The sequence below is a fragment of the Nocardioides sp. genome, from assembly GCF_004803405.1.
Classification (GTDB): domain Bacteria; phylum Actinomycetota; class Actinomycetes; order Propionibacteriales; family Nocardioidaceae; genus Nocardioides; species Nocardioides vastitatis.
In genome coordinates this window covers 1-21887 of the sequence record NZ_SSXI01000263.1, presented here as the reverse complement: position 1 = coordinate 21887, position 21887 = coordinate 1, and the positions used below count along the sequence as shown (strand labels likewise).

Here is a 21887-nt window from a genome sequence, read left to right as displayed (position 1 = left end):
CGTCGCGGCTGGTCACCGCGCGCCCCACCCGCAGCCAGCTGCGAGCCGTCGTGCGGACGCTCCACTCGGTCGTGTGGAGGGCGGCGGACGCGGCGACCCGGGCCAGCCCGGGCAGCGACTCGACCACCGTCGGCCCGGTCAGCGGGGGCAGCGCGGGCAGCCGCGGCAGGTCCTCGTCGGACTCCTCGGGCATCTTTGGCATCATGGCCACGACCTGTGTCCCTTCCTCGGTGCTCACGCAGGGAAACCGGGGATCAGGCCCCAGTTGAAGATCGCCACGTGCAGGAACCCGCCCGCCGCACCCATGATCGCGCCGTGTGCGTAGAGCATCCACTCGTCCTCCTTGATCGCCGAGCGCATCATCTCCACGAAGTCCCGCGGCGGAAGCTCCTTGGTGCGGCGGGCGATCAGCACGCGGATCCGCTCCGCCTGCTTCCGGCTGAACTCGGCGTCGCGAAACGGCGTGATCGTGCGCCCGACCGCCTCCATGGCGAAGGTGTCCTTGATGCTGTCGTACCGCTTGCCTCCGATCGCCACGTTGACCGCGCCGCGCAGCGGACCGGCCGCCTTGTCGATCGCCGGGCGCATGGCGGTCGCGATCATGTGCCGCGTCCGGTCGCCACGGGGACCGTCCATCAGGAAGTCCCCGATCCGCTCCAGCGTGATCACGTCGTCGGCGATGATCCGCGCGTAGACCTCGGCGCACTCGTCCTGGCGGCGCAGGAACAGTCCCTGGACCTTGATCCCCAGGATCCGCCTCTCCTCCGGCGGGTCGAAGATCAGCCACATGCCGAGCAGGTTGGTGGTCCACCCGACGATCACGCCCAGGATCGGCAACAGCCACCAGAGGTGGAAGGTGACGTCCACGATGGCGACGGGGATGCCGAGCAGGAAGCCGAAGACGAACCCGAACGCCACCATCAGGTTCAGCTCGCGCTGACCGACGTCCTTGAACACCCTGACCACCAGCTCGGGGTTGTCGCGGAAGTGGTCGATCACCATGATCTTGGGGTCGAGCAGCTGGTCGATGTGCACGCCGATCTCGTCGGTGATCGTCTTGACCACCGCAGGCAGCTGCGCCTGGACCCGGTCGATGACCGCCTGTCGTACCGGACGCGGGAGGTCGCGCCACAGGCGCGGATGCTCCTTGCGCATCACCTCCTCGACGAGGTCGGGGAGGTCGGGACGGAAAACCTGGACGATGTGCTCGGCGATCTGGTCGGGCTCGAGCTGGGCGTAGAACTCCGCCGGCGTGCCGAGCTTGGCGATGACCTTGTCCACGGCGATGCTGCCCATCTTCGCGGCGCGCGCGGGCACGATGCCTTGCCATCCCAGGCCGCCGTCCATCAGGCCGGGGACCTCCTGCATCCTCCGCGGCAGCACCCCGGCGACCTCGCGCAGGCCGCTGACCCGGACGCCGTGGAAGTCGATGGGCTTGAACAGCATCCACAGGCCCGACCAGTTGATGAGCCAGCCGACGACACCGGTGAAGACGGGGATCGAGAGGAGGGTGAGCCAGTCGACCTGCGCGACCCAGTCGCTCAGCCAGTCCACCACCGCGTCCACACGCACCCCTCGTCCCGGGAGTCCCACCGCGCCCCGTTCGCCGACGGACGGACCCGACGAGCCGAGGTTAGTGCCTGGGGTGCCGGCCGGCCCAAAGATCTCAGGTCGCGGTGTCGCACACACCTGCGCCGAGCGCTCAGATGTTGCGGCGCCAGACGACGACGGACTGCCCGGTCGTGCCCTGGCGGAGCGCAGGCAGGTTGCTCCGCGGCGCCGCGCGAGTCGACAGTGACTGGCGGAGCGCCTCCCGGGTCGCCTCGACCTCGGCGAGCAGCTCCTCGTTGCGGGCCCGCAGGGCGGCGACGGTGTGCTCCAGGTCGAGGATCCGGCGGACGCCCTCGATCCCGATGCCGGAGGCGGTCAGCTCCGCGATCCCGCGGAGCCGCTCGATGTCGCGGTAGGAGTAGCGACGGCCGCCGCCGCCGGTGCGGCCGGGCGTGATCAGGCCCATCCGCTCGTAGGTGCGCAGGGTCTGCGGGTGCAGGCCGCTCAGCTGCGCCGCGACGCTGATCACGAAGACCGCGTCGTCGGCGGACGGTGGCTGCACCCGCGGAGGGCGACGGGTCGCCATCAGCTTCCTCCGGCCTCGAACAGACCCGCGCGCAGCGGCACGTCGGCGGTCGCGGCGGCGTAGTCCTCCAGGGCCTGCTTGGCCTCGGCGGTCAGGGTCGCCGGCACCTGCACCTCGACCGTGGCGAGCAGGTCGCCGCGGCTGCCGTCGGCCTTCCTCGCGCCCTTGCCGCGCACCCGGAAGGTGCGGCCGTTCGGGGTTCCCGGCGGGATCCGCAGGGTGACCGGCGCCCCGTCGAGGATGGGTACCTTGACCTCCGCGCCGAGGGTGAGCTCGGCGAAGGAGACCGGCACGTCCACGGTCAGGTGGTCGTCCTTGCGGCCGAACACCCGGTGCTTCCCGACCTTCACCGTGACGTAGAGGTCGCCCGGCGCGCCACCGTTCTCGCCCGGCGCGCCCTTGCCGCGCAGCCGGATGCGCTGCCCGTCCTTGACCCCGGCGGGGATCCGGGCCTGGATGGTGCGGGCGGACTTCCCCCGGCCACTGCCGTGGCAGGCCGGGCACGGCTCGTCGTACAGCAGCTGGCGGCCGCCGCAGGACGGGCAGGTCTCGTTCATCGAGAACGCGCCGCCGACCGACGCCGTGACGAAGCCGCTGCCCTCGCAGGTGGTGCACATGTGCGGCTTCGTCCCCGGCTTGCCGCCGGTGCCGTGGCAGGTGGCGCAGGCGCCGTCGGCCGCGATCCGGAGGGACACGGTGACGCCCTCGAGGGCCTCGACGAAGCCGATGGTCGCCGTCGTCTCGAGGTCGGCGCCTCGGGCCGCGCGCGGCGGGCGACGCGTCGCGCCGAAGCCACCTCCGAAGAGGTCGCCGAAGAGGTCGCCGAAGCCACCGCCACCGCCGGCGCGGTCGCGCAGCAGGTCGTCGATGTTGACGCCACCGCCGCCGAAGCCGGACCCCCCGGCGGGGAAGCCGCCGCGGCTGAACAGCTCACGCGTCTGGTCGTACTTCTTGCGCTTCTCGGGGTCGCCGATGACGTCGTAGGCCTCGGCGACCGCCTTGAACCTCTCGTGCTTCGCCGCGTCGCCGGGGTGGGAGTCGGGGTGGTTGGCGCGCGCGAGGCGTCGGTAGGCCTTCTTGATCTCCTCGGCCGAGGCGGTCTTCGGAACGCCCAGCTCCTTGTAGAAGTCCTTCGTGGCCCAGTCGGACCGGATCCCCTCTTCAGTCATCGCGCACCTCCCCTCATCTAACGATCCGAGCGTCTCGCAGACACCCTGCGTCTCCCGTTGGCATCAGTCGTCGGCGGGGTCGACGACCAGCACCTGCGCTGCCCGGACGACCCGGTCACCGATCTTGTAGCCGGCCTTGGCGATCACCTTGCACGTCGTGACCTCGACCTCGGGGTCCACCCCGATGTGCGAGAGCGCCTCGTGCACCGTCGGGTCGAACGCGTCGCCGGGCTCGCCGAACTTCACCAGGCCGAGGCCCGCGACGACACGCTCGAGCTGCTCGGCGACCGCCTTGAAGCCACCGTCGAGCGGCTCGTGGTCGCGGGCCCGGTCGATCGTGTCGAGCACGTCGATGATCGGGGTGAGCGCGGAGTAGGTGGCGTTCTCCTTGATCAGCTCCCGGTCCCGCTCGACGCGGCGCTTGTAGTTGAGGTACTCGGCCTGCAGCCGCTGCAGGTCCAGGGTGCGCTCCTCCAGGGCGATCCTGGTCACCGTGAGCTCGTCGGCCTCCGTTCCGGGCTCGGCCACCGCCTCCTCGACCCCGTCGGCCTCATCGCCCTGCGGGGCCTCCTCGACCACCGGAGCCTCGTCGACCGGGGCCGGGTCGCCCTCCGGGGAGGGAGCAGCCGCACCGGGCTGCTCCCCCTCCGGCGTGACGGCGGAGCCCTGAGGAAAGCGGGCAGCGCCCGTCTCGAAGGCCTCCTCCTCGGTCACTTGGTCTCGCCCTCGCCGTCGCCGCTGGCGCTGTCCTCGTCGACGATCTCGGCCTCGACGACGTCGTCGTCGGCCTCACCCGTGGCGCCGGTGCTACCGCCGGCCGCGGCGGACTCGGCCTCGGCCGCGGCGTACATCGCCGCACCCATCTTCTGGCTCGACTCACCGACCTTGGACACGGCCGCCTGGATCGTGTCCTTGTCGGCGTCGGCGTCCTCGAGCACCTTCTTGAGCGCGTCGACGTCGGCCTGGACCTCGGTCTTCACCTCGTCGGGCACCTTGTCGCCGTTGTCGGCGAGGAACTTCTCGGTGGTGTAGACGAGCTGGTCGCCCTGGTTGCGAACCTCGACGGCCTCGCGCCGTCGGGCGTCCTCCTCGGCGTACTGCTCTGCCTCCTTGACCATGCGGTCGATCTCGTCCTTCGACAGCGCGCTGCCGCCGGAGATGGTCATCGACTGCTCGCGGCCCGAGGCCTGGTCCTTCGCCGAGACGTGCACGATGCCGTTGGCGTCGATGTCGAAGGTGACCTCGATCTTCGGCACGCCGCGGGGAGCCGGCGGGAGGCCGGTCAGCTCGAAGTTGCCGAGCGGCTGGTTCTGCGACCAGATCGCACGCTCGCCCTGCGCCACCTTGATCTCCACCGACGGCTGGTTGTCGTCGGCGGTCGTGAAGATCTCCGAGCGCTTGGTCGGGATCGTGGTGTTGCGCTCGATCAGGGTCGTGAACACGCCGCCCTTGGTCTCGATGCCGAGGCTCAGGGGAGTGACGTCCAGCAGCAGCACGTCCTTGACCTCACCGGCGAGCACGCCGGCCTGGAGCGCCGCACCGACGGCGACGACCTCGTCGGGGTTGACGCCCTTGTTGGGCTCCTTGCCGCCGAGCAGCTCCTTGACCAGGTCGGTCACGGCCGGCATCCGGGTGGAGCCGCCGACCAGGACCACGTGGTCGATGTCCTTGATCGCGACGCCGCCGTCCTTGAGGACGTTCTGGAACGGCGCCTTGGTGCGCTCGAGCAGGTCCGCGGTCAGCCGCTGGAACTCGGCGCGGGTGAGCCGCTCCTCGAAGTGCAGCGGGCCGTTCTCGCCGTGCGTGATGTAGGGCAGGTGGATCGTCGTGTCGCTCGAGGACGACAGCTCGATCTTCGCCTTCTCCGCAGCCTCCTGAAGGCGCTGCGCCGCGATCTTGTCGGCGGCGAGGTCGACGCCGTTGGCGTCCTTGAACTTCTTGACCATCCACTCGACGATCTTGTTGTCCCAGTCGTCGCCGCCGAGGTGGTTGTCACCGCTGGTGGCCTTCACCTCGACGACGCCCTCGCCGATCTCCAGGAGCGACACGTCGAACGTGCCGCCACCGAGGTCGTAGACGAGGATCGTCTGGTCGTCGCCCTTGTCGAGCCCGTACGCCAGCGCCGCCGCGGTCGGCTCGTTGACGATCCGGTCGACCGTCAACCCCGCGATCTCACCGGCCTCCTTGGTGGCCTGCCGCTGTGCGTCGGAGAAGTACGCCGGGACCGTGATCACCGCGTTGGTGACGGTCTCGCCGAGGTAGGCCTCCGCGTCCCGCTTCAGCTTCTGCAGGACGAACGCGCTGATCTGCTGGGGCGTGAAGTCCTTGTCGTCGATCTTCGTCTTCCAGTCGGTGCCCATGTGCCGCTTGACCGACCGGATGGTGCGGTCGACGTTGGTGACCGCCTGGCGCTTCGCGACCTCGCCGACGAGCACCTCACCGCTCTTCGCGAAGGCGACGACGGACGGCGTGGTCCGGGCCCCCTCGGCGTTGGCGATGACCGTGGGCTCGCCGCCCTCCAGGACCGCGACGACGCTGTTCGTCGTGCCGAGGTCGATGCCGACAGCTCGTGCCATGTCTGTGTCCTCCCGTGGTGCGATGCCCGCCGAGGGCCGGCGAGCGCGACCAGTAGATTAGTTGAGTCGGATTGACTCAAGTTTGCCACAGGGCTCAACGACGGCGCCCACCGGGCCTGTTCCCGGACTCAGTGGAAAGCCGGCTCCCAGGTGGCGCCGCCGTCGGCGGACCACACCAGCCGCCCGGCGTCGCGGGAGACCAGCCCGCCGGGAGCCACCCAGACCGCATCGGGGTCCGCGCCGGGCGCCTGACCCGGTACCTCGACCGGCTCCAGGGTCCCCTCGGTCAGGTCGAGCACCGCGGGGCCCTCGGCGAGCGGGACCAGGACCCGCCGCTCGTCGACGACCAGGACCTCGCCCGCCTCGGCGAGCAGGCCGGGGAGCGGGATGTCGGACCACGCTCCGCCGGCACCGAGACCGCGGACGTGAAGTGCCGTCGCCATTCCCAGGTTGCTGTCGACCGTGAGGGCGACCAGGTGCTCCGCGGTCACCACCGACAGCCCGACGGCGGTGCCGGCCCGTCGCGGCATCGGGCCGGCACGGCGCCACCGCTCGCCGTCGGCGTACCGGACCTCGTCGCCGAACTGGGCCCAGAGCCGCCCGGCCGCATCGAGGCCCCAGGCGTCGGGCGTCACACCGGGGACGTAGGCGTCGGGGTCGTCCCTGGCCAGCAGGGTGGGCGTGAAGATCTCGCCGGTCGAGGGTCGTAGGGCGACCTCGGGCCCGATGGGGGTCACCAGGGCGCGGTCCCCGGCCTCGGTCGGGTGGACCGGGAGCTCGTCCCGCAGCAGGTCGACGGGCTCACTGAGCGAGCCGTCAGGCCCGAGCACGGCGTAGGAGCCCCACTCAGGGGTGACCAGGAACCCGTGGTCGAGCGCGACCGCCTCCACTCGTGGCTCGCCGTCGGCCGACGGCTTCGCCGAGCCGACCGCCGTCCGCTCCCCCCGGGGCGAGCAGAGCTCCCAGGACTCCCCGGAGACGAGGAGGAACGAGCCGTCGGCCGAGCGGACGGCCTCGGTCAGTCCGTCGGACGGCCGGCAGTCCTTCTCGGCGGAGCCTGCCCCCGGCTCGTCTGCGCTGCAGCCGGTCAGCAGGAGGACCAGGACGATCAGCCGGGCCAGCCGGGCCAGCCGCGGCATCAGCCGACGCGGACCCTGATCTCGTTGGAGGCCTTGCCGGTGTCGCGGTCGATCACCCGGAACCGGTTGAGGCCACTGATCTCGGTGAAGATGTAGCTGCGGAAGGTGCCGTTGGAGACGCCGACGCTGGCCGGGAAGTCGGCCCAGGCCCCGTTCTCGAACCGCTGGACCCAGAGGATGGCGCCCTCGCCGTCGGGATAGATCCCGGCGAAGTAGATGCGCTCACCCGCGGCCACCGAGCCCTGCTCGGCCTGGAGCGAGATCCGGCCCGGCTTGGGTGGCTCCGTCGTCGCAGTCGTCTCAGCCTCGGTCGCCGTCGCGGTCGCGGTCGGCTCTTCGGTCTCCTCGGTCGCGAGCGTGATCAGCGGGCCGCTGTCGCCGGTGGACTCGAACTCGCTCGGGATGTACATCGAGTCGCGCACCGTGGCGTCGGCGGCCGAGGAGGCACCGCTGTCGCTGTCGAGGCCCAGCAGGTTGGCGCCGGCGAGCGCCACCAGCGCCAGGATCAGGCCGACGCCGAGGCCGACCGCCAGCAGCGCCACCAGCCCGTTGAGGACAGGGCGTTCGGCGTGGGGCTGCTTCGGCTCGGTCACGAGCCCATTGTGTGGGACCCGGGGATGTCGACCAAACCGGCTCCGGGCACCCGGTTCCCTCAGAAGCCCCGCGTCCAGACGACCTGCTCGTGCAGCCGCCGGGACCGCCAGCCGGCGTCGGTGCGCACGAACGAGTGGTGGTAGAGCCCGCCGACCTCGACCATCCGCTCGCCGCCTCGGCCGTCGGAGATCAGCATCGGGTTGTGGAAATACGCCGTCACCCGGGCCTGCTCGCGCGGGCTCGCGAAGTCGATCGCAATCTGCCCGAGCGTGTGCATCCGCTTCGTGGAGAAGGCCGGCAGGTTCTCGGCGAGCCAGGGCTTGACCACGGCGAACGAGTCGGCGACACCGCCGCTCTCGGTGTAGTCGATCTGCGCGTCCGGCGTGAAGACGTCGTCCAGTCGGTCGAACTCACCGGTGTCGACGGCGATCGTGTAGCGGATCAGCGCGTCGCCGATCTCGGTGCGGTCGCTCAGCTCCTGCAGGTCCATTCCCGGCTCCTAGTCGCGCGGTTCGAGTACGACGACCGGGATCTCCCGGTCCGTCCACGACTGGTAGCTCGCGAAGTCCGCGTAGAGGTCCACGAGGCGGGGCCACAGGGCCGACCGCTCGTGCTCGCCCGCGACCCGCGCCCGCACCCGGCGACCGCGCTCGCCACGCACGTCGACGGTCGCGTCGGGGCTCGCCACCAGGTTGTGGAACCACTGTGGGTGCTTGGGCAGCCCGCCCTGGGAGGCGACGACCACCAGGTTCGGGCCGTCGGCCAGGTAGAGCAGCGGCGTCGTGAAGGGCCTGCCGCTCTTGCGTCCCAGGTGCCTGAGCAGCAGCACCGGCACCGGCTTCCGCCAGCCCGAACCGATCCGCCAGGTGCCTCCGACCCGGCCGCCGGTGAGCCGGAACAGCGCGACGTTCGCCTTGGCGCCGTACTTGATGAGCTTGGCGGTGACGGGTGAGTCGAGCCCGGTCGGCTTCTCCTTCGGCAGTGCCACGGCGCTCACTCTGGCAGATATCTAGAACAGGTTCTAGTGTGGCGGCATGCGCTTCTCCTTCGCCGAGGGCATGACCCACGCCTCCTACTACGCCCCGCTCGCCCAGGCCTGCGAGGCGGCGGGATACACCTCGATGACGATCGCGGACAGCCTGATCTACCCGCAGGAGTCCGACTCGAAGTACCCCTACACCGACACCGGGGACCGCGAGTTCCTGCTCGGCAAGGAGTTCATCGAGACGTTCATCCTCTGTGCGCACCTGTTCGCGGTGACCAGGACGCTGCGGCTGACGCCGTTCGTGCTGAAGCTGCCGGTCCGCCCACCCGTGCTCGTCGCCAAGCAGGCCTCGTCGCTGGCGTTCCTCTCCGGCAACCGGCTCGGCCTCGGCGTGGGGCTCTCCCCCTGGCCGGAGGACTTCGCCGCGATGGGCGTGCCGTGGGAGAGGCGCGGGAAGCGGATGGACGAGTGCATGGACATCGTGCGCGGCCTGACCCAGCCCGGCGAGGAGCCCACGTTCTTCAGCTACCACGGCGAGTTCTACGACGTCGCGCCGCTGCAGCAGTGCCCGGCGCCGACCGAGAAGATCCCCCTGCTCGTCGGCGGCCACTCCGACGCGGCGCTGCGCCGCGCCGTACGCAAGGGCGACGGGTGGATGCACGCCGGCGGTGACGGCGAGGAGCTGGACCGGCTGCTGACCCGGCTGGCCGAGATCCGCGAGGAGGAGGGCGACACCCGCGACGCCTCGGAGTTCGAGGTGCACGTCATCTCCTACGACGCCTACTCCCCCGACGGCGTGAAGCGGCTGGAGGACAAGGGCGTGACCGACTGCATCGTCGGGTTCCGGATCCCCTACATCAAGGGCCCGGACCCCGAGCCGCTGGAGACGAAGATCAAGAACCTCGAGCAGTACGCCGAGAACGTCATCGCGAAGGTCGACCGATGAGTGAGTCCCTCGGCCTCACCAAGCCGCTGCAGGACGCGATCGCCGAGGCCGAGGAGCTGATCGCGAACGCGCCGTTCATCCGGACCGAGGCCGACCGGCTCGAGGGGTACGAGTACCTCGCCGGCCGGATCCGGATGGCGATGCAGACGGCGTTCGACTACGACCTCGAGCACCCGCTCTTCATCAACCCGACCCACCAGTTCTCGCGGCAGGGCCTCGACAACCCCGACGCCATCTACTTCAACGCCTACCTCAAGGAGGGCGTCGAGTACGTCGTGCGCGGGCGCCGCGGCACCTCGGCCGACCTCTCGTTCCAGGTGCTGGGGGGCGCCTACTCGGCGAGCTCGGCCGCCACCAGCCTGACGGCCTTCGACGACCGCGAGTTGGAGATCGCCGACGACGGCAGCTTCGAGTTCCGCTACGTCGCGGAGCCGGGCGCGAAGACGCTGATCGTGCGCGAGGTGTTCAACGACTGGGAGCGCGAGTCGCGCGGGACTCTGTGGATCGAGCGCCCGGACACCCTCGGCCGGCCGAAACGTCCGCTGGCGCGGGAGCGGCTCCAGAAGCGGTACGACGTCGCGGCGCGCTCCCTGGTCGGCTCGATCCAGACCTGGTTCGCCTTCCCCCACTTCTTCCAGTACCAGGAGCCGGTCAACACGCTGACCGTGCCGTCGGCGACGCCGGGCGGGCTCGCGTCGCAGTTCTCCTCGATCGGCCACTACGAGCTGGGCGAGGACGAGGCGATGGTCGTCTCGGTCCCGCGCTGCGACGACTGCAGCTACCAGGCCATCCAGATCGGCTCGGACTGGTACGCCTCCACCGACTACGAGACCCACCAGACCTCGCTGACGAAGGCCCAGGCCGTGACCGACCCCGACGGGGTGATGCGGTTCGTGATCGCGGAGCGCCCGCCGGCCGGCACCCCCGACTCCCCGGCGCCGATCGCGAACTGGCTGGAGACCACCGGCCACCGCACCGGCCCGATCATGCTGCGCTGGCAGCGGCTCACCCGCGACCTGACCCCGGCCGACGGCCCGACCGTCGAGATCGTGCCGCTCGCGGAGGTGCCGTCCAGACTGCAGCACCTGGCGCCCCTGACGTCTGAGCAGTACGCCGAGCGGATCGCGGCCCGGCAGCGGGCGGTGGCGCGGCGGATGTTGTCGTAGGGGTGGACGGCGGGTGCCGGTTTCCCAAGGGATGTAGGCGAATCGACGCTTCCCGTCGTGGGTTGGTCAGGCGGCGGCGCGGCTTTATCAAGGGATGCAGCCGAACCCACACTTCCCCGGGCGAGCAACGCTAGGGAAGTGCAGGTTCGGCTGCATCCCTTGATAAACCTGCACCAACCCATGGCCAAAAACTGCAACACGTTCTAGTCTGACGCCCGTGGTGGATCTCCTGACCGACAAAGTCGTCGTCCTTTCCGGTGTCGGCCCCGGCCTGGGCCGCTCGCTCGGCGAGGAGGCCGCCAGGATGGGCGCCGACCTGGTGCTCGCCAGCCGGACGCCGAAGCGGCTGGAGAAGATGGCGGAGGTCGTGCGGTCGTACGGGCGGCGGGCGCTGGTCGTCCCGACGGACATCACCGACGAGGCGGCCCGGAAGAACCTCGTCGACGCGGCCGTCGTGGAGTTCGGCAGGGTCGACTGCCTGATCAACAACGCCTTCGGGATCCCGCCGATGGACCCGATCACCACGCTGGAGCTGGACGGTCTGCGTGCGGCGCAGGAGACCAACGTGTTCGCGCCGCTGCGGCTGTCGGCGCTGTTCGCCGACGCGCTCGCGGAGACGCCGGAGAAGGCCGGCGGCTCGATCATCATGGTCAACTCGTGCGTGGTGTACAGCAGCCAGCCGGAGTACTCCGGCTACAAGCTGTCGAAGGGCACCCTCAAGCACATGGCGTCGTCGCTGGCCACCGAGCTGGGCCCGCGCGGGATCCGGGTCAACAGCGTGGCGCCGTCGTACATCTACGAGGACGTGAACAAGGCCTACTTCGACTGGATCGCCTCGGAGACCGGGCGGACCCACGAGGAGGTGTACGCGGAGAAGGCCGCGCCCACCGACCTCAAGCGCCTGGCGGTGCCGGAGGAGGTCGCCCGGGCCACCCTGTTCCTGGCCTCGGACCTGGCCTCCGCGGTGACCGGCGTGATGCTCAACGTCGACTGCGGTGAGTTCCATGTCGACTGACTCCCGACCGGGTGGACCATCCGAGCCGCGGCAGCGGGCCGACGTCGGCAGCTACGAGGACATCTGCGCGGCTGCGGTCCGCACGACCGGCCTGACGGACTTCGGCGGCACCGAGCACGAGGAGGCGTTCCGGCTCGTCGTCGACGACCTCAACTCCCCCGAGGCCGGCCTGACGCCGGTCGGCAACTACTTCATGCGCTCGCAGGTGAAGAGCGCGCTGGTCGCGCGGCTGCTGACCCAGGCGCGCTTCACGGAGTTCCCCCAGCACGCCGAGGTGAGCATCGAGCGGCCGATCTTCGTGCTCGGCCTGCCCCGCACCGGGACGACGGCACTGAGCCGGCTGCTCTGCGCCGACCCCGCCCACCAGGGCCTGGAGATGTGGTTGACGGAGTTCCCGCAGCCGCGGCCGCCGCGGGAGACCTGGGAGGACGACCCGATCTTCTCCGCGATGCAGGCGGCGTTCGCCCAGCACCACGTGAGCAACCCGGAGTTCATGGGCATCCACTACTCCGACGCCGCCGAGCCCGAGGAGTGCTGGCGGCTGCTCCGGCAGACCGGCAAGTCGATCGGCTTCGAGTCCCTGGCCCATGTGCCGACGTACTCCGACTGGCTCGCCGCCCAGGACTGGACCGACGCCTACCAGCGTCACAGGCAGAACCTCCAGCTGATCGGGCTCAACGACCAGGACAAGCGCTGGATCCTCAAGAACCCCTCGCACCTGATCGCACTCGACGCCCTGATGAGCGTCTACCCGGACGCGCTGATCGTGATGACCCAGCGCGACCCGGTCACGTCGGTCGCCTCCTCCTGCTCGCTGTCGGCCGAGGCCACGGCGGGGCACTCCACCACGTTCGTCGGCGAGACCCTCGGTCGCGACCAACTGGGCCTGCTCACCCGCCAGTGGCACTCGTTCTGGCAGGCGCGGTCGAAGTACGACGAGAGCCAGTTCGTGGACGTCGACTACCGGGAGTTCGTGGCGGACCCGGTCGGCACCGTCGGCACCATCTACGACGCGTTCGGCATGGAGTGGAGCGACGAGGCGCGGGCCGCCGTCCAGCAGTTGGACGACGAGTCCCGGAAGGGCCCGCGCCGGCCGTCCCACAGGTACGACCTCAGTGACTACGGGCTGACCGAGGAGCAGGTGCGCGAGGCGTTCGTGCTCTAGTCAGGCGTCCGCCAGGCAGAGGCAGAACGGATGACCGGCGGGGTCGAGGAACACCCGGAACGTGGTGCCGGGTTGATGGTCGTGCCTGACCGCTCCGAGGGCGAGGACGGCGCCCTCGGCCTCGTCGAGGTCGTCGACGTCCACGTCGAGGTGCATCTGCTGGGGGACCCCCTGCCCGGGCCACAGGGGCGGCCGGTATGCCTCGACCCGCTGGAAGTCGATCCGTCCCGCGTCGGAGCGGACCGACGCCCAGCCGCCGTCGGCGTCGACGTTCGGCCTCCAGCCGAGGATCGCGCCGTAGAACTCGGCGAGCGCCCCGGGATCGGGGCAGTCGATCACGAGGACCGGGTTGCGTGCGATAGCCATGGACCGACGCTACGTGCCTGCGGCGACATCTGACCACGAGACGACGAGACGACGCCGAGACGACCCCGATTGCTTTCGGCGCACCGATCTCAGGCGGCCATCCACAGGCGCCGACCCAGCAGGTTTCCGAGTCCGGCGGATCGACGCAGGCTCCGCACGATCCCGCACACCGCTCTCGGAGGAGTCCTCGTGAACCCGGCCCACCGCATCACCGTGTCCGTCCCCCGCCCCTGGGTCACTCGCACCGACCCCGACCACGGCATCGTGGTGGCGGCCCGCTCGCGGGAGGTCCCCGCGAGCGGATTCCCACCCGAGCTGGTCGTCCGCAGCGTCCCGGTCGACACCGACCTCACCGCCTGGCGCGGCGAGGCCGTCGAGGCGATGGCCGTCCAGCTCGACAGGTTCGAGCTCGAGGAGGACGACGAGTTCCGGCTCGGGGACCACGTGGTCTCCTACCGGCGGTTCGCCTACCGCCACGGCGCCACGGATGTCCTCTGCGACCAGTGGGCCTGGGTGGTCGACGGCATCGGGATCACGCTGACCGGCTCGGTCGCCCGCCCGGACTACCCGACCTACTGCGACGTCTTCGAGGACGTCGCCGCCACCCTCGAGGTGGTCCGGCAGGCCGCCTGACCCGAGCCGCTCGACCCGATCAGGCCCGCGCCCGCACCCGGATCCGCGCGCCGCGCCGGGGCACGCTGGTGATGTTGCGGACCTTGGGCACGTCGGTGCCGACGGTCGTGACGTCGTACCTGCTGAAGACCTCGCGGAGGACCTCGACGCCCTCCATCAGCGAGAAGCCGGCGCCGATGCAGCGCCGCACGCCGCCACCGAACGGGATCCAGACGTTGAGCGCCGGGACCTCCCCGCCGTTGAGGCCGGCGACGAAGCGCTCGGGGCGGAAGACCTCGGGATCGGGGAAGTTCGCGTCCTTCTGGTGGCTGATGATGATCGACGGGCCGACCGTGGCCCCGGCCGGCAGGTCGTAGCCGCCGACGCTCGCCGGCCTCATCAGGGTGCGGACGACCATCGGGATGATCGGATGCAGCCGCATCGACTCCTTGAGCACCGCCTCCAGCCACGCGTCGTCGCCCTCGTCGACCGCCCGCTGGGTGCGGGCCAGCAGGTCCGGGCTCCGGCCGACCTCCGCCAGCGCCCACGAGAGCGCGGACGCGGTCGTCTCGTGCCCCGCGAGCAGCAGGGTGACCAACTGGTCGCGGAGCTCGACGTCGGCCAGGCCGCCCTCGGCCTCGTCGGAGCCGGCGGCGAGCAGGCGGGACAGCACGTCGCCCCGCTCCGCGAGGTCGGCGGCCTCGCGACGCTCGCGGATCTCGGCGTACATCAGCCTGTCCAGCGCGATCTGGTTCTCGACGGTGCGCCGCCACGGCCCGAACCGCTGCAGCTTCGGGTAGGCCCAGCCGAGCAGGACCACCGGGCTGATCTCGACGGTGTGGTTGACGGCCGGTCGCAGCTGCGCGAGCCGCTGCTCGTCGGTGACGCCGAAGACGACGCGCAGGATCACCTCGAGGGTCAGCGCGTTCATCCGGTCCAGCGACCGGAACTCCTCGCCCTCCTGCCAGCCGGAGACCTCGGCGGCAGCGACCTCGGCCACCATCGAGCGGTAGCCGCGCAGCGCGTGGCCGAGGAACGCCGGCATCAACAGCTTGCGGGCGCGGTGGTGCTCGGTCGAGTCCTGCAGCAGCAGCGAGTGCTCACCCATGACCGGGCCGAGGATCGCGTTGCCCTTGCCGGCGTGGAAGACCTCCGGGTCGCCGGCGAAGATCTCCTTGGTCGCCTCGGGCGAGGTGAACAGCACCAGCGGCCGACCGCCCGGCACCAGCCTGACCGTGAAGGCGTCGCCGTACCTCCTGTGCAGCCAGGGATGGAACTGGTGACGGAACCGCATCAGCGCCGCGGTCTGCACCAGCGCCGGCCAGCGCGGGCCCGGCGGGAGGCCGTCGGTCGGCACCGGCGGCAGTCCGGTGCCGCCGACGCTGCTCATGTGCCGGAACCGGCGCATGGTCAGCGCGAGGGTGTCGTCCTCGTGGGGGTCCGCGGACAGTGGCGTCGTCACCGGTACGACGCTAGTGCGTGCCGACGCTCGCGACATCCGACCGTGGTAGGAGCCGACCGGGTCAGGCGAGCAGGCCCTCGCGCCGGGCGATCGCGGCCGCCTCCGTGCGGCTGGCGGCGCCGAGCTTGCCGAGGATGTTGGAGACGTGCACGCTCACCGTCTTGGTGGCGATGAAGAGCTGCTTGCCGATGTCGCCGTTGGTGCGGCCCTCGGCGACCAGGGCGAGGATCTCCAGCTCGCGGGCGGTCAGCGCGGCCCGGCCGGTCGTCCCGGTCGTCCGCGTCGAAGACTCGGACTGCCGCCCCGGCGCGCTCGTGCTCAGGTCGGACACCAGCCCGGGGGCGCTCAGGCGCTGGGCGAGCTCACGCGCCGCGTCCTCCTCCTCGCGGGCGGCGGCGGTCTCGCCGACCGACCGCAGGATCTGGGAGTACGACGCCCGCACCCGGGCCTGCTCCGGGACGTGGCCGTACTTCGTGGTGGCCTGGACCAGCTCCGCCCAGGCGGCGACCAGCTCCTCGCGGGGCGCCGGGTCGACGCTGGCGAGCCAGCGCACCCGGAGGTGCTCGGCGACCAGCCGGGTCGCCCACATCTGGCCCTCGGGTCCCCAGTGGCCGGGCAGGTCCTGGAACCGGTCGACCACCGCGCTGCCCTCGGCCAGCAACCGGTCGGCCTGCTCGACGAGGGAGCGCCGCTGCGACGCGGTGGCGCTCGGCACCGCACGGGCGACAGCGGCCAGGGTCTGCGCAGCCAGCCGCACCCGACCGGCGAAGTGCTCCTGCCAGATCCGGGAGAGGACGGCGACGGCGTCGTCGTACACCGCGATCGCGGCGACGCCGTCGCGGCGGGCGCCATGGATCTCGATCTCGACCCCTGAGCTGTAGACGGCGACCCCGCCCTCGTCCATCCACAGGTCGCGGAGCCCGCGGGCCCGGGCCAGCACGTCCTCACCGCGGGCGCAGAGGATGGCGAGCCGGGTCGGCTCGACGATGGCGCGTGGGATCACCGGCCCGGCGGGGTCGTCGACGGCGCCGATCAGGGCGAGTGCCTCGTCCCACTCGCCGGTGATGTAGTGCACCCACGCCAGCTGCCAGCGGGACTCGATGCTGTACGGCGCCCACGGCAGGGCCGCCCGCTCCCCGCGCTGGACGGCGGAGCGGAACCAGCGGGTCGCGAGGTCCCACTCGCCGAGGTCCTGATGGAGCCGACCCAGCAGGAAGCGTCCGCGGAGCTCGGCCTGCAGGGCGCCGGCGTCGGCCGCGCGGTTGACCGCGCGCTCGAGGGCACCGTGCAGGGCCTCGCGATCGTCGCCCTCGACCTGCTTGAGCCGCAGGCCGCTGAGGGTGGTCACCACCTCGGAGGCGACGATCGGCATCGAGAGCCGCTCGGCCAGCGCGAGCGCCTCGGTGGCGAAGGTCTCCGCGTCGTCGTGTCGGCCCGCGCCTGACAGCACCCGGGCGTGGGTGGAGAGCACCTTCGCTCGCAGCGGGCTCTCCCCCTCGGGCGCGAGCCGGACGGCTTCGGTGGACAGGGCGACCGGATCGCGGTCGGTCTCGATGATGGTGAGCATCGAGGCGTACTCGCTGAGCAGCCGCGACCGGGTCGTGGGCGGCGCGTCGACGGGCAGCCGATCGAGGTGCTGCTGGAGGAGGTGCGCGGCGCGAAGGGTGTCGCCGCCGGTGGTGAGCGCTCCTGCGGTCTTGACGACGACCTTGGACCGCTCGATCCCGAGCCGTTCGCTCCGCTCGGCGTCCTCGAGCAGCTCGAGCGCCTGCTCGTAGTGGTCGGCCGCCTCGTCGGCACCGCCGACGGTGAGCGCCTCGTCGCCGGCCTCGATGCTCGCCGTCACCGCACGGTCGAGGTCGTTGGCGCGGCGCGCGTGCCGGGCGAGCTCGGCGGCCGTGCCGCGCCCCGCTCCGCCGGACAGCGCGACGACGTAGCGGGCGTGCAGGCGCACCCGCTCCCCCGGCAGCAGGTCGTCGTAGATCGCCTCGCCGAGGAGGGCGTGACGGAACGAGTAGTACTGGCCGCCGACCTCGAGGACGTTCATCTCCACGGCCTGGCGCACGCCGGCATCGAGCTGGTCGGGCGGCAGGTCGGCCGCGGCGGCGAGGACCTCGTGGGTGACCTTGCGGCCGGCGACGCTGGCGACCCGCACCACCTGGCGGGCCTCCTCGGAGAGCCGGTCGAGCCGGACCAGCAGGAGGTCGGCGAGATCGCCCGGCACGTCGTCGCCGCAGTCGCCGGAGGCGACCAGCTCCTCGACGAAGAAGGCGTTCCCCTCGGCGCGGGCGACGATGCGCGCCACGACACGCTCGGCGAGGCCGGCGGGGGCGAGCTCGTGGACCAGGGCACGAACGGCGGGCTCGGGCAGCGGCCGCAGCTGCAGCCGGCCCAGCCGTGGGAGCCGCGACCACTCCGCGACCTGGCGCCGCAGCGGGTGGCGCCGGTGGAGGTCGTCGGACCGGTAGGAGGCCACGATCGCCACCGGGTGGGCGAACGGGCGGGTGAACAGGAAGCCGAGCATGTCGCGGGTGGACTGGTCGGCCCAGTGGAGGTCCTCGACGACCAGCAGCACCGGCGCCTGCGCGGCGGCGGCGTCGAGGAAGGCGTGCACGGCGGCGAAGAGGTCACCGCGGTCGGCCGCGTGCGCGACGCCCTGGCCCTCCTCGGACAGCGCGAGGGTGCGCCGGCCCGGCTGGAGTCGCGCGATGGCGGGATGCTCGGTGACCACCGAACCGACCAGCTCCGGCAGGTCGGCGGCGGCCCGCCCCAGCACCTCGCTGAAGGGCAGGAACGGCAGGGCGCTGTCGCCGAAGTCCAGGCAGTGGCCGGCGAAGAACTGCCAGCCCTCCCCCAGCGCGCGGTCGCGCAGGGCCCGCAGCAGGCGGGTCTTGCCGACCCCGGCGTCCCCGGCCACCAGCATGGCGCGCTGGCCGGGATCGGTCAGGACGGCGGCGAGCTGGGCGAGCTCGTCGTCCCGCCCGACCATGGTCAGGCTGCTGTGTGCGGCCACGGGCACCATCATGGTGCCACGCGCCGACAGCCGCGGTCGGATGCCCACAGGCAGCGCGGTCGCGGTCAGCTGGAGCGGCGCTCGAGGTTGGGGTCGGCGGCGGCGAGCCGGCGCAGCCAGGACGCCCGGCTGCGCCCGCCGCGGGTGGCGACGACGGTCCGGGCGGCCCGCTGGCGGCGGTACTCGACTTCGGCGTTGATGAATAGGTCGGTGTTGCTCATGACGTAGAGACTCGTCCTCTGAGGTAGCACCACACATCGGGCAAGTGCCTTATTCGCGGGCCGGGGATGTCGTCTCGGTCACACACCTGAGGCCTCGCGGGTGCGATATTTCGGTTCGGAGCGGAGGTTTGTCGCGTGGAGTTCGCACAGGTCGTACGACGACGCCGGATGGTGCGCGCCTACACCGCTGATCCGGTCGACCCGGCGGTGGTCGAGCGCGCGCTCGACCACGCCACCCGGGCCCCGAGCGCCGGGTTCAGCCAGGGCTGGGCGTTCGTCGTCCTCGACACCCCGGACGTGGTGTCCGGCTTCTGGTCCGCGCAGACCACCGCGGCCGCTCCGGGAGGCCGGGCGGACCGCTGGCTCACCGGGATGATGAGCGCTCCGGTGGTGATCGTGCCGTGCAGCCGCCGGTCGGCCTACCTCGACCGCTACGCGGAGCCGGACAAGGTCAGCCCGGCCCGTGCGGAGCTCGACGCCGACCGGCTGTGGGACGAGAGCCGCTGGGCGATGCCCTACTGGCACCTCGACACCGCCATGGCGTCCCTGCTGATCCTGCAGAGCGTCACCGACGCGGGACTGGGTGGCTGCTTCTTCGGGCTGGTGCCCGACCGGGTCGACGCCGTCAAGGAGGTGCTCGGCCTGGTCGACACCGCCGAGCAGGAGGCGCCGCACCCCATCGGCGCGATCACGGTCGGCCACCCGGCTCCTCTCGCCGAGGGTGCCCGCGGGTCGGCGGGCCGCCGGCGTCGTACTCCCTGGGACGAGGTGGCGCACCGCGGCCGCTGGGGTGCCGGATGGCGGTGACCGACCGCCGGGTGCTGCCGCGGGTGGCGCGGCTGCTGCGGCCCTATCGCGCAAAGATCGCGCTGGTGCTGGTCGCGGTGGTGGCGTCCGCGGCGCTGCAGTCGCTGGTCCCCTTCCTGACCCGTGCGGTCTTCGACGACGCCCTGTTCCCGCTCGAGGGCGGCGGACCGCACCTCGGACTGCTGGCCTGGCTCGCCGCCGGGATGTGCGTGATCCCGGTCGTCACCGCACTGATCGGGATCGGACAGAACTGGCTGACCTCGACCGTCGGCAACTCGGCGATGGCCGACCTGCGCGGGGACCTGTTCCAGCACCTGCAGAAGATGGAGCTGGCGTTCTTCACCGCCACGAAGACCGGGGCGATCCAGTCCCGGCTGGCCAACGACGTGGCCGGCGTGCGGACCGTGCTGACCGACACGGCCACCACGATGGTGCAGAACTCGGTGACCGTGGTCGCGGCGTTCGCGGCGATGGTGATCCTGTCGTGGCAGCTGACGATCCTGACCCTGATCCTGATGCCGCTGTTCGTCTGGCTCCAGCTGCGGGTCGGCCGCCGCCGGCAGCGGCTGGCGCGCCGCACCCAGGAGTCGCTCTCGGAGATGACCGCGATCACCGAGGAGGCGCTCAGCGTCTCCGGGATCCTGCTGGCGAAGGTCTTCAACCGGGCCGAGTCGGAGGTCGAGCGCTACCGCGAGGCGAACCGCAGGCAGACCCGGCTCCAGGTCGAGCAGGCGATGACCGGTCGGACGTTCTTCGCGGTGGTGCAGACGTTCTTCGCTATCACGCCGGCGCTGATCTACCTGCTGGCCGGGTGGATCATGACCGGCCGGCTGCCCGGCGGCGAGGACGCGCTCACGGCCGGCACCCTGGTCGCCTTCACGACGCTGCAGGGGCGGTTGCAGATGCCGCTCCTGCAGTTGATGCGGGTGAGTCTCGACGTGCAGACGTCGCTCGCGCTGTTCCGCCGGATCTTCGAGTACCTCGACCTGAAGCCCGCCATCACCGAGCGCCCCGGCGCCGTCGCCCTGGAGCCGGACCGGGTGCGGGGACGGGTGGAGTTCCGCAGCGTCTGGTTCCGCTACCCGGAGCCGCGCGCCCTGTCCGGTACGGTCACCCGCGACCGGTTCGGTGACAGCGGCGTGCGGATCGAGGACCGGGACGCGGTCCGGCCCGAGGGCGCGGCCTGGGCGCTGCGGGACGTCTCGCTCGTGGTCGAGCCCGGCCAGCTGGCCGCGATCGTCGGACCCTCCGGGGCGGGCAAGACCACCGCCACCTACCTGGTCCCGCGGTTCTACGACGTCACCGACGGCGCCGTCCTCGTCGACGGCGTGGACGTTCGCGACCTCACCCTCTCCTCCCTGTCCGACGCGGTGGGGATGGTGACCCAGGAGCCGTACCTGTTCCACGGCACGATCCGCGACAACATCGCCTACGCGCGCCCGGAGGCGAGCGCGGAGGAGATCGAGCGGGCGGCGCGCGACGCCAACATCCACGACCGGATCATGAGCTTCCCCGAGGGCTACGAGACGATCACCGGTGAGCGCGGCTACCGCCTCTCCGGCGGCGAGAAGCAGCGGCTCGCGATCGCGCGGGTGCTGCTCAAGGACCCCGAGATCCTGATCCTCGACGAGGCGACGTCGGCGCTTGACACCGAGACCGAGCGGCTGGTGCAGGAGGCGCTGGAGCGCGCCACCCGGTCGCGTACCACGATCGCGATCGCGCACCGGCTCTCGACGATCCGGTCGGCCGACGTGATCTTCGGGCTCGAGGACGGACGGCTCGTCGAGCAGGGCACGCACGAGGACCTGCTGGCGGCCGGCGGCCTCTACAAGCGGCTCTACGAGGAGCAGTTCTCCCGTCCCGGCGGCCCGCGGACGCCGTACGACGAGCGGCGGGCGGACGTCTCGCTCTAGCCTCGCCGTCGCCGCGCCGTCGACGCCGCGGCCTCGAGGTCTGGTGACTGGAGGCTCAGGCTCGGCGGCCCCGTATCGTGGTGTCGAGGTGAGCGCGATGCCCGAACCCGACGACACCACCCCGGACCCGGCGTCCGAACGCGAGCGGCGCGAGGCCGAGAAGGCGGCTGCCAGGGCGAGGATCGAGCAGCAGCACACCTGGGTCGACCTCCAGGTGCGACAGGCGATGGCGCGCGGCGACTTCGACAACCTGCCCGGGGCAGGCAAGCCGCTTAAGGGCCTCGGCGAGCATTACGACCCCGACTGGTGGGTCAAGCAGCTCGTCGAGCGGGAGCGGATCACGGTGCTGCCACCGGCGCTCCAGCTGCGCAAGGACGACGCCGAGCTCGACGACCGGATCGACGAGCTGGCCTCGGAGCGCGACGTCCGCGAGTTCGTCCAGGACTTCAACGAGCGCGTGATCCGTGCCCGCTACACCCCGGTCGACGGGCCGCCGCTGATCACCATGCCGCGGGACCTGGAGTCGACCGTCGCGGAGTGGAGGGAGCGCCGCGACGCCCGGCGTCGTACGACGGCAGCGGCCGCCGCTCCCCCGCCAGCG

22 protein-coding genes are annotated in these 21887 nt (G+C 71.5%); 8 read left to right on the top strand and 14 right to left on the bottom strand.

The window, feature by feature from the left end; translation table 11 throughout:
- The 10 genes from E7Z54_RS19165 to E7Z54_RS19120 all read right to left on the bottom strand — a co-directional run.
- The coding region (locus tag E7Z54_RS19165) for a hypothetical protein (RefSeq protein WP_431188814.1) at positions 1–193 on the bottom strand (193 nt) is incomplete at its 3' end.
- A 41-nt stretch (positions 194–234) separates the two neighbouring features.
- The gene (locus tag E7Z54_RS19160; protein ID WP_240769792.1) at positions 235–1566 is read right to left on the bottom strand and encodes a hypothetical protein; all 1332 of its coding nucleotides are present in this window, start codon (positions 1564–1566) and stop codon (positions 235–237) included.
- Positions 1567–1702: 136 nt separating this feature from the next.
- Complete coding sequence (locus tag E7Z54_RS19155) at positions 1703–2137, bottom strand: heat shock protein transcriptional repressor HspR (protein WP_136436326.1); 435 nt, start codon at positions 2135–2137, stop codon at positions 1703–1705.
- Positions 2137–3306: a molecular chaperone DnaJ gene (dnaJ, locus tag E7Z54_RS19150; RefSeq protein ID WP_136436325.1), complete on the bottom strand. Its 1170-nt coding sequence runs from the start codon at positions 3304–3306 to the stop codon at positions 2137–2139. The genes E7Z54_RS19155 and dnaJ overlap by 1 nt, the downstream gene beginning before the upstream one ends.
- 63 nt (positions 3307–3369) lie before the next feature.
- A complete protein-coding gene (grpE, locus tag E7Z54_RS19145; protein ID WP_136436324.1) occupies positions 3370–4020 on the bottom strand; it encodes a nucleotide exchange factor GrpE in 651 nt (216 codons plus the stop codon).
- On the bottom strand, positions 4017–5882 hold the full coding sequence (gene dnaK / locus E7Z54_RS19140) for a molecular chaperone DnaK (RefSeq protein WP_136436323.1): 1866 nt from the start codon (positions 5880–5882) through the stop codon (positions 4017–4019). Before dnaK ends, grpE begins: the two co-directional genes overlap by 4 nt.
- 128 nt (positions 5883–6010) lie before the next feature.
- A complete protein-coding gene (locus E7Z54_RS19135) occupies positions 6011–7021 on the bottom strand; it encodes a hypothetical protein (RefSeq protein WP_136436322.1) in 1011 nt (336 codons plus the stop codon).
- Entirely contained in the window at positions 7021–7614 is a 594-nt protein-coding gene (locus E7Z54_RS19130; protein WP_136436321.1) for a hypothetical protein, read from the bottom strand. Before E7Z54_RS19130 ends, E7Z54_RS19135 begins: the two co-directional genes overlap by 1 nt.
- Positions 7615–7673: 59 nt before the next feature.
- Positions 7674–8105, bottom strand: a complete 432-nt coding sequence (locus tag E7Z54_RS19125) for a nuclear transport factor 2 family protein (RefSeq protein WP_136436320.1) — start codon at positions 8103–8105, stop codon at positions 7674–7676.
- A 9-nt stretch (positions 8106–8114) separates the two neighbouring features.
- The gene (locus tag E7Z54_RS19120; RefSeq protein WP_240769791.1) at positions 8115–8603 is read right to left on the bottom strand and encodes a nitroreductase/quinone reductase family protein; all 489 of its coding nucleotides are present in this window, start codon (positions 8601–8603) and stop codon (positions 8115–8117) included.
- Positions 8604–8649: 46 nt separating this feature from the next.
- Here E7Z54_RS19120 and E7Z54_RS19115 point away from each other — a divergent pair, with 46 nt between their 5' ends.
- The 4 genes from E7Z54_RS19115 (at position 8650) to E7Z54_RS19100 (ending at position 12892) form a co-directional block, all read left to right on the top strand.
- A complete protein-coding gene (locus tag E7Z54_RS19115) occupies positions 8650–9546 on the top strand; it encodes a TIGR03619 family F420-dependent LLM class oxidoreductase (protein WP_136436318.1) in 897 nt (298 codons plus the stop codon).
- Complete coding sequence (locus tag E7Z54_RS19110) at positions 9543–10712, top strand: hypothetical protein (protein WP_136436317.1); 1170 nt, start codon at positions 9543–9545, stop codon at positions 10710–10712. Before E7Z54_RS19115 ends, E7Z54_RS19110 begins: the two co-directional genes overlap by 4 nt.
- A gap of 217 nt (positions 10713–10929) precedes the next feature.
- Positions 10930–11727 carry an SDR family oxidoreductase gene (locus tag E7Z54_RS19105; RefSeq protein ID WP_136436316.1) on the top strand — a complete coding sequence of 266 codons (798 nt, stop codon included), beginning with the start codon at positions 10930–10932 and terminating at the stop codon, positions 11725–11727.
- Complete coding sequence (locus tag E7Z54_RS19100) at positions 11717–12892, top strand: sulfotransferase family protein (RefSeq protein WP_136436315.1); 1176 nt, start codon at positions 11717–11719, stop codon at positions 12890–12892. Before E7Z54_RS19105 ends, E7Z54_RS19100 begins: the two co-directional genes overlap by 11 nt.
- Here E7Z54_RS19100 and E7Z54_RS19095 read toward each other — a convergent pair whose 3' ends face one another.
- A complete protein-coding gene (locus tag E7Z54_RS19095; RefSeq protein ID WP_136436314.1) occupies positions 12893–13258 on the bottom strand; it encodes a VOC family protein in 366 nt (121 codons plus the stop codon).
- A 189-nt stretch (positions 13259–13447) separates the two neighbouring features.
- Here E7Z54_RS19095 and E7Z54_RS19090 point away from each other — a divergent pair, with 189 nt between their 5' ends.
- On the top strand, positions 13448–13891 hold the full coding sequence (locus tag E7Z54_RS19090; RefSeq protein ID WP_136436313.1) for a hypothetical protein: 444 nt from the start codon (positions 13448–13450) through the stop codon (positions 13889–13891).
- A 19-nt stretch (positions 13892–13910) separates the two neighbouring features.
- Here E7Z54_RS19090 and E7Z54_RS19085 read toward each other — a convergent pair whose 3' ends face one another.
- The 3 genes from E7Z54_RS19085 to E7Z54_RS23495 all read right to left on the bottom strand — a co-directional run bounded on the left by E7Z54_RS19085 (position 13911) and on the right by E7Z54_RS23495 (position 18566).
- Positions 13911–15332, bottom strand: coding sequence for a cytochrome P450 (locus tag E7Z54_RS19085; protein ID WP_240769790.1), 1422 nt, complete (start codon positions 15330–15332; stop codon positions 13911–13913).
- Between the two features lie 61 nt (positions 15333–15393).
- Positions 15394–18345: a helix-turn-helix transcriptional regulator gene (locus E7Z54_RS19080; RefSeq protein WP_168798415.1), complete on the bottom strand. Its 2952-nt coding sequence runs from the start codon at positions 18343–18345 to the stop codon at positions 15394–15396.
- A gap of 65 nt (positions 18346–18410) precedes the next feature.
- On the bottom strand, positions 18411–18566 hold the full coding sequence (locus E7Z54_RS23495; RefSeq protein ID WP_168798414.1) for a hypothetical protein: 156 nt from the start codon (positions 18564–18566) through the stop codon (positions 18411–18413).
- A 135-nt stretch (positions 18567–18701) separates the two neighbouring features.
- Here E7Z54_RS23495 and E7Z54_RS19075 point away from each other — a divergent pair, with 135 nt between their 5' ends.
- From E7Z54_RS19075 to E7Z54_RS19065, 3 genes are all read left to right on the top strand, one after another.
- Positions 18702–19373: a nitroreductase family protein gene (locus tag E7Z54_RS19075; RefSeq protein ID WP_136436311.1), complete on the top strand. Its 672-nt coding sequence runs from the start codon at positions 18702–18704 to the stop codon at positions 19371–19373.
- Complete coding sequence (locus E7Z54_RS19070) at positions 19364–21286, top strand: ABC transporter ATP-binding protein (RefSeq protein WP_136436310.1); 1923 nt, start codon at positions 19364–19366, stop codon at positions 21284–21286. The genes E7Z54_RS19075 and E7Z54_RS19070 overlap by 10 nt, the downstream gene beginning before the upstream one ends.
- A 97-nt stretch (positions 21287–21383) precedes the next feature.
- Positions 21384–21887, top strand: a 504-nt coding sequence (locus E7Z54_RS19065; RefSeq protein ID WP_136436309.1) for a DUF1992 domain-containing protein, incomplete at its 3' end; no start/stop codon positions are given.

Bases quoted from the DNA above. Each gene is read 5' to 3' on its own strand.
- dnaJ (WP_136436325.1), bottom strand. From the start codon at position 3,306: ATGACTGAAGAGGGGATCCGGTCCGACTGGGCCACGAAGGACTTCTAC.
- E7Z54_RS19115 (WP_136436318.1), top strand. From the start codon at position 8,650: ATGCGCTTCTCCTTCGCCGAGGGCATGACCCACGCCTCCTACTACGCC.
- dnaK (WP_136436323.1), bottom strand. From the start codon at position 5,882: ATGGCACGAGCTGTCGGCATCGACCTCGGCACGACGAACAGCGTCGTC.
- E7Z54_RS19135 (WP_136436322.1), bottom strand. From the start codon at position 7,021: ATGCCGCGGCTGGCCCGGCTGGCCCGGCTGATCGTCCTGGTCCTCCTG.
- E7Z54_RS19110 (WP_136436317.1), top strand. From the start codon at position 9,543: ATGAGTGAGTCCCTCGGCCTCACCAAGCCGCTGCAGGACGCGATCGCC.
- E7Z54_RS19125 (WP_136436320.1), bottom strand. From the start codon at position 8,105: ATGGACCTGCAGGAGCTGAGCGACCGCACCGAGATCGGCGACGCGCTG.
- E7Z54_RS19100 (WP_136436315.1), top strand. From the start codon at position 11,717: ATGTCGACTGACTCCCGACCGGGTGGACCATCCGAGCCGCGGCAGCGG.
- E7Z54_RS19155 (WP_136436326.1), bottom strand. From the start codon at position 2,137: ATGGCGACCCGTCGCCCTCCGCGGGTGCAGCCACCGTCCGCCGACGAC.
- E7Z54_RS19095 (WP_136436314.1), bottom strand. From the start codon at position 13,258: ATGGCTATCGCACGCAACCCGGTCCTCGTGATCGACTGCCCCGATCCC.
- E7Z54_RS23495 (WP_168798414.1), bottom strand. From the start codon at position 18,566: ATGAGCAACACCGACCTATTCATCAACGCCGAAGTCGAGTACCGCCGC.
- E7Z54_RS19070 (WP_136436310.1), top strand. From the start codon at position 19,364: ATGGCGGTGACCGACCGCCGGGTGCTGCCGCGGGTGGCGCGGCTGCTG.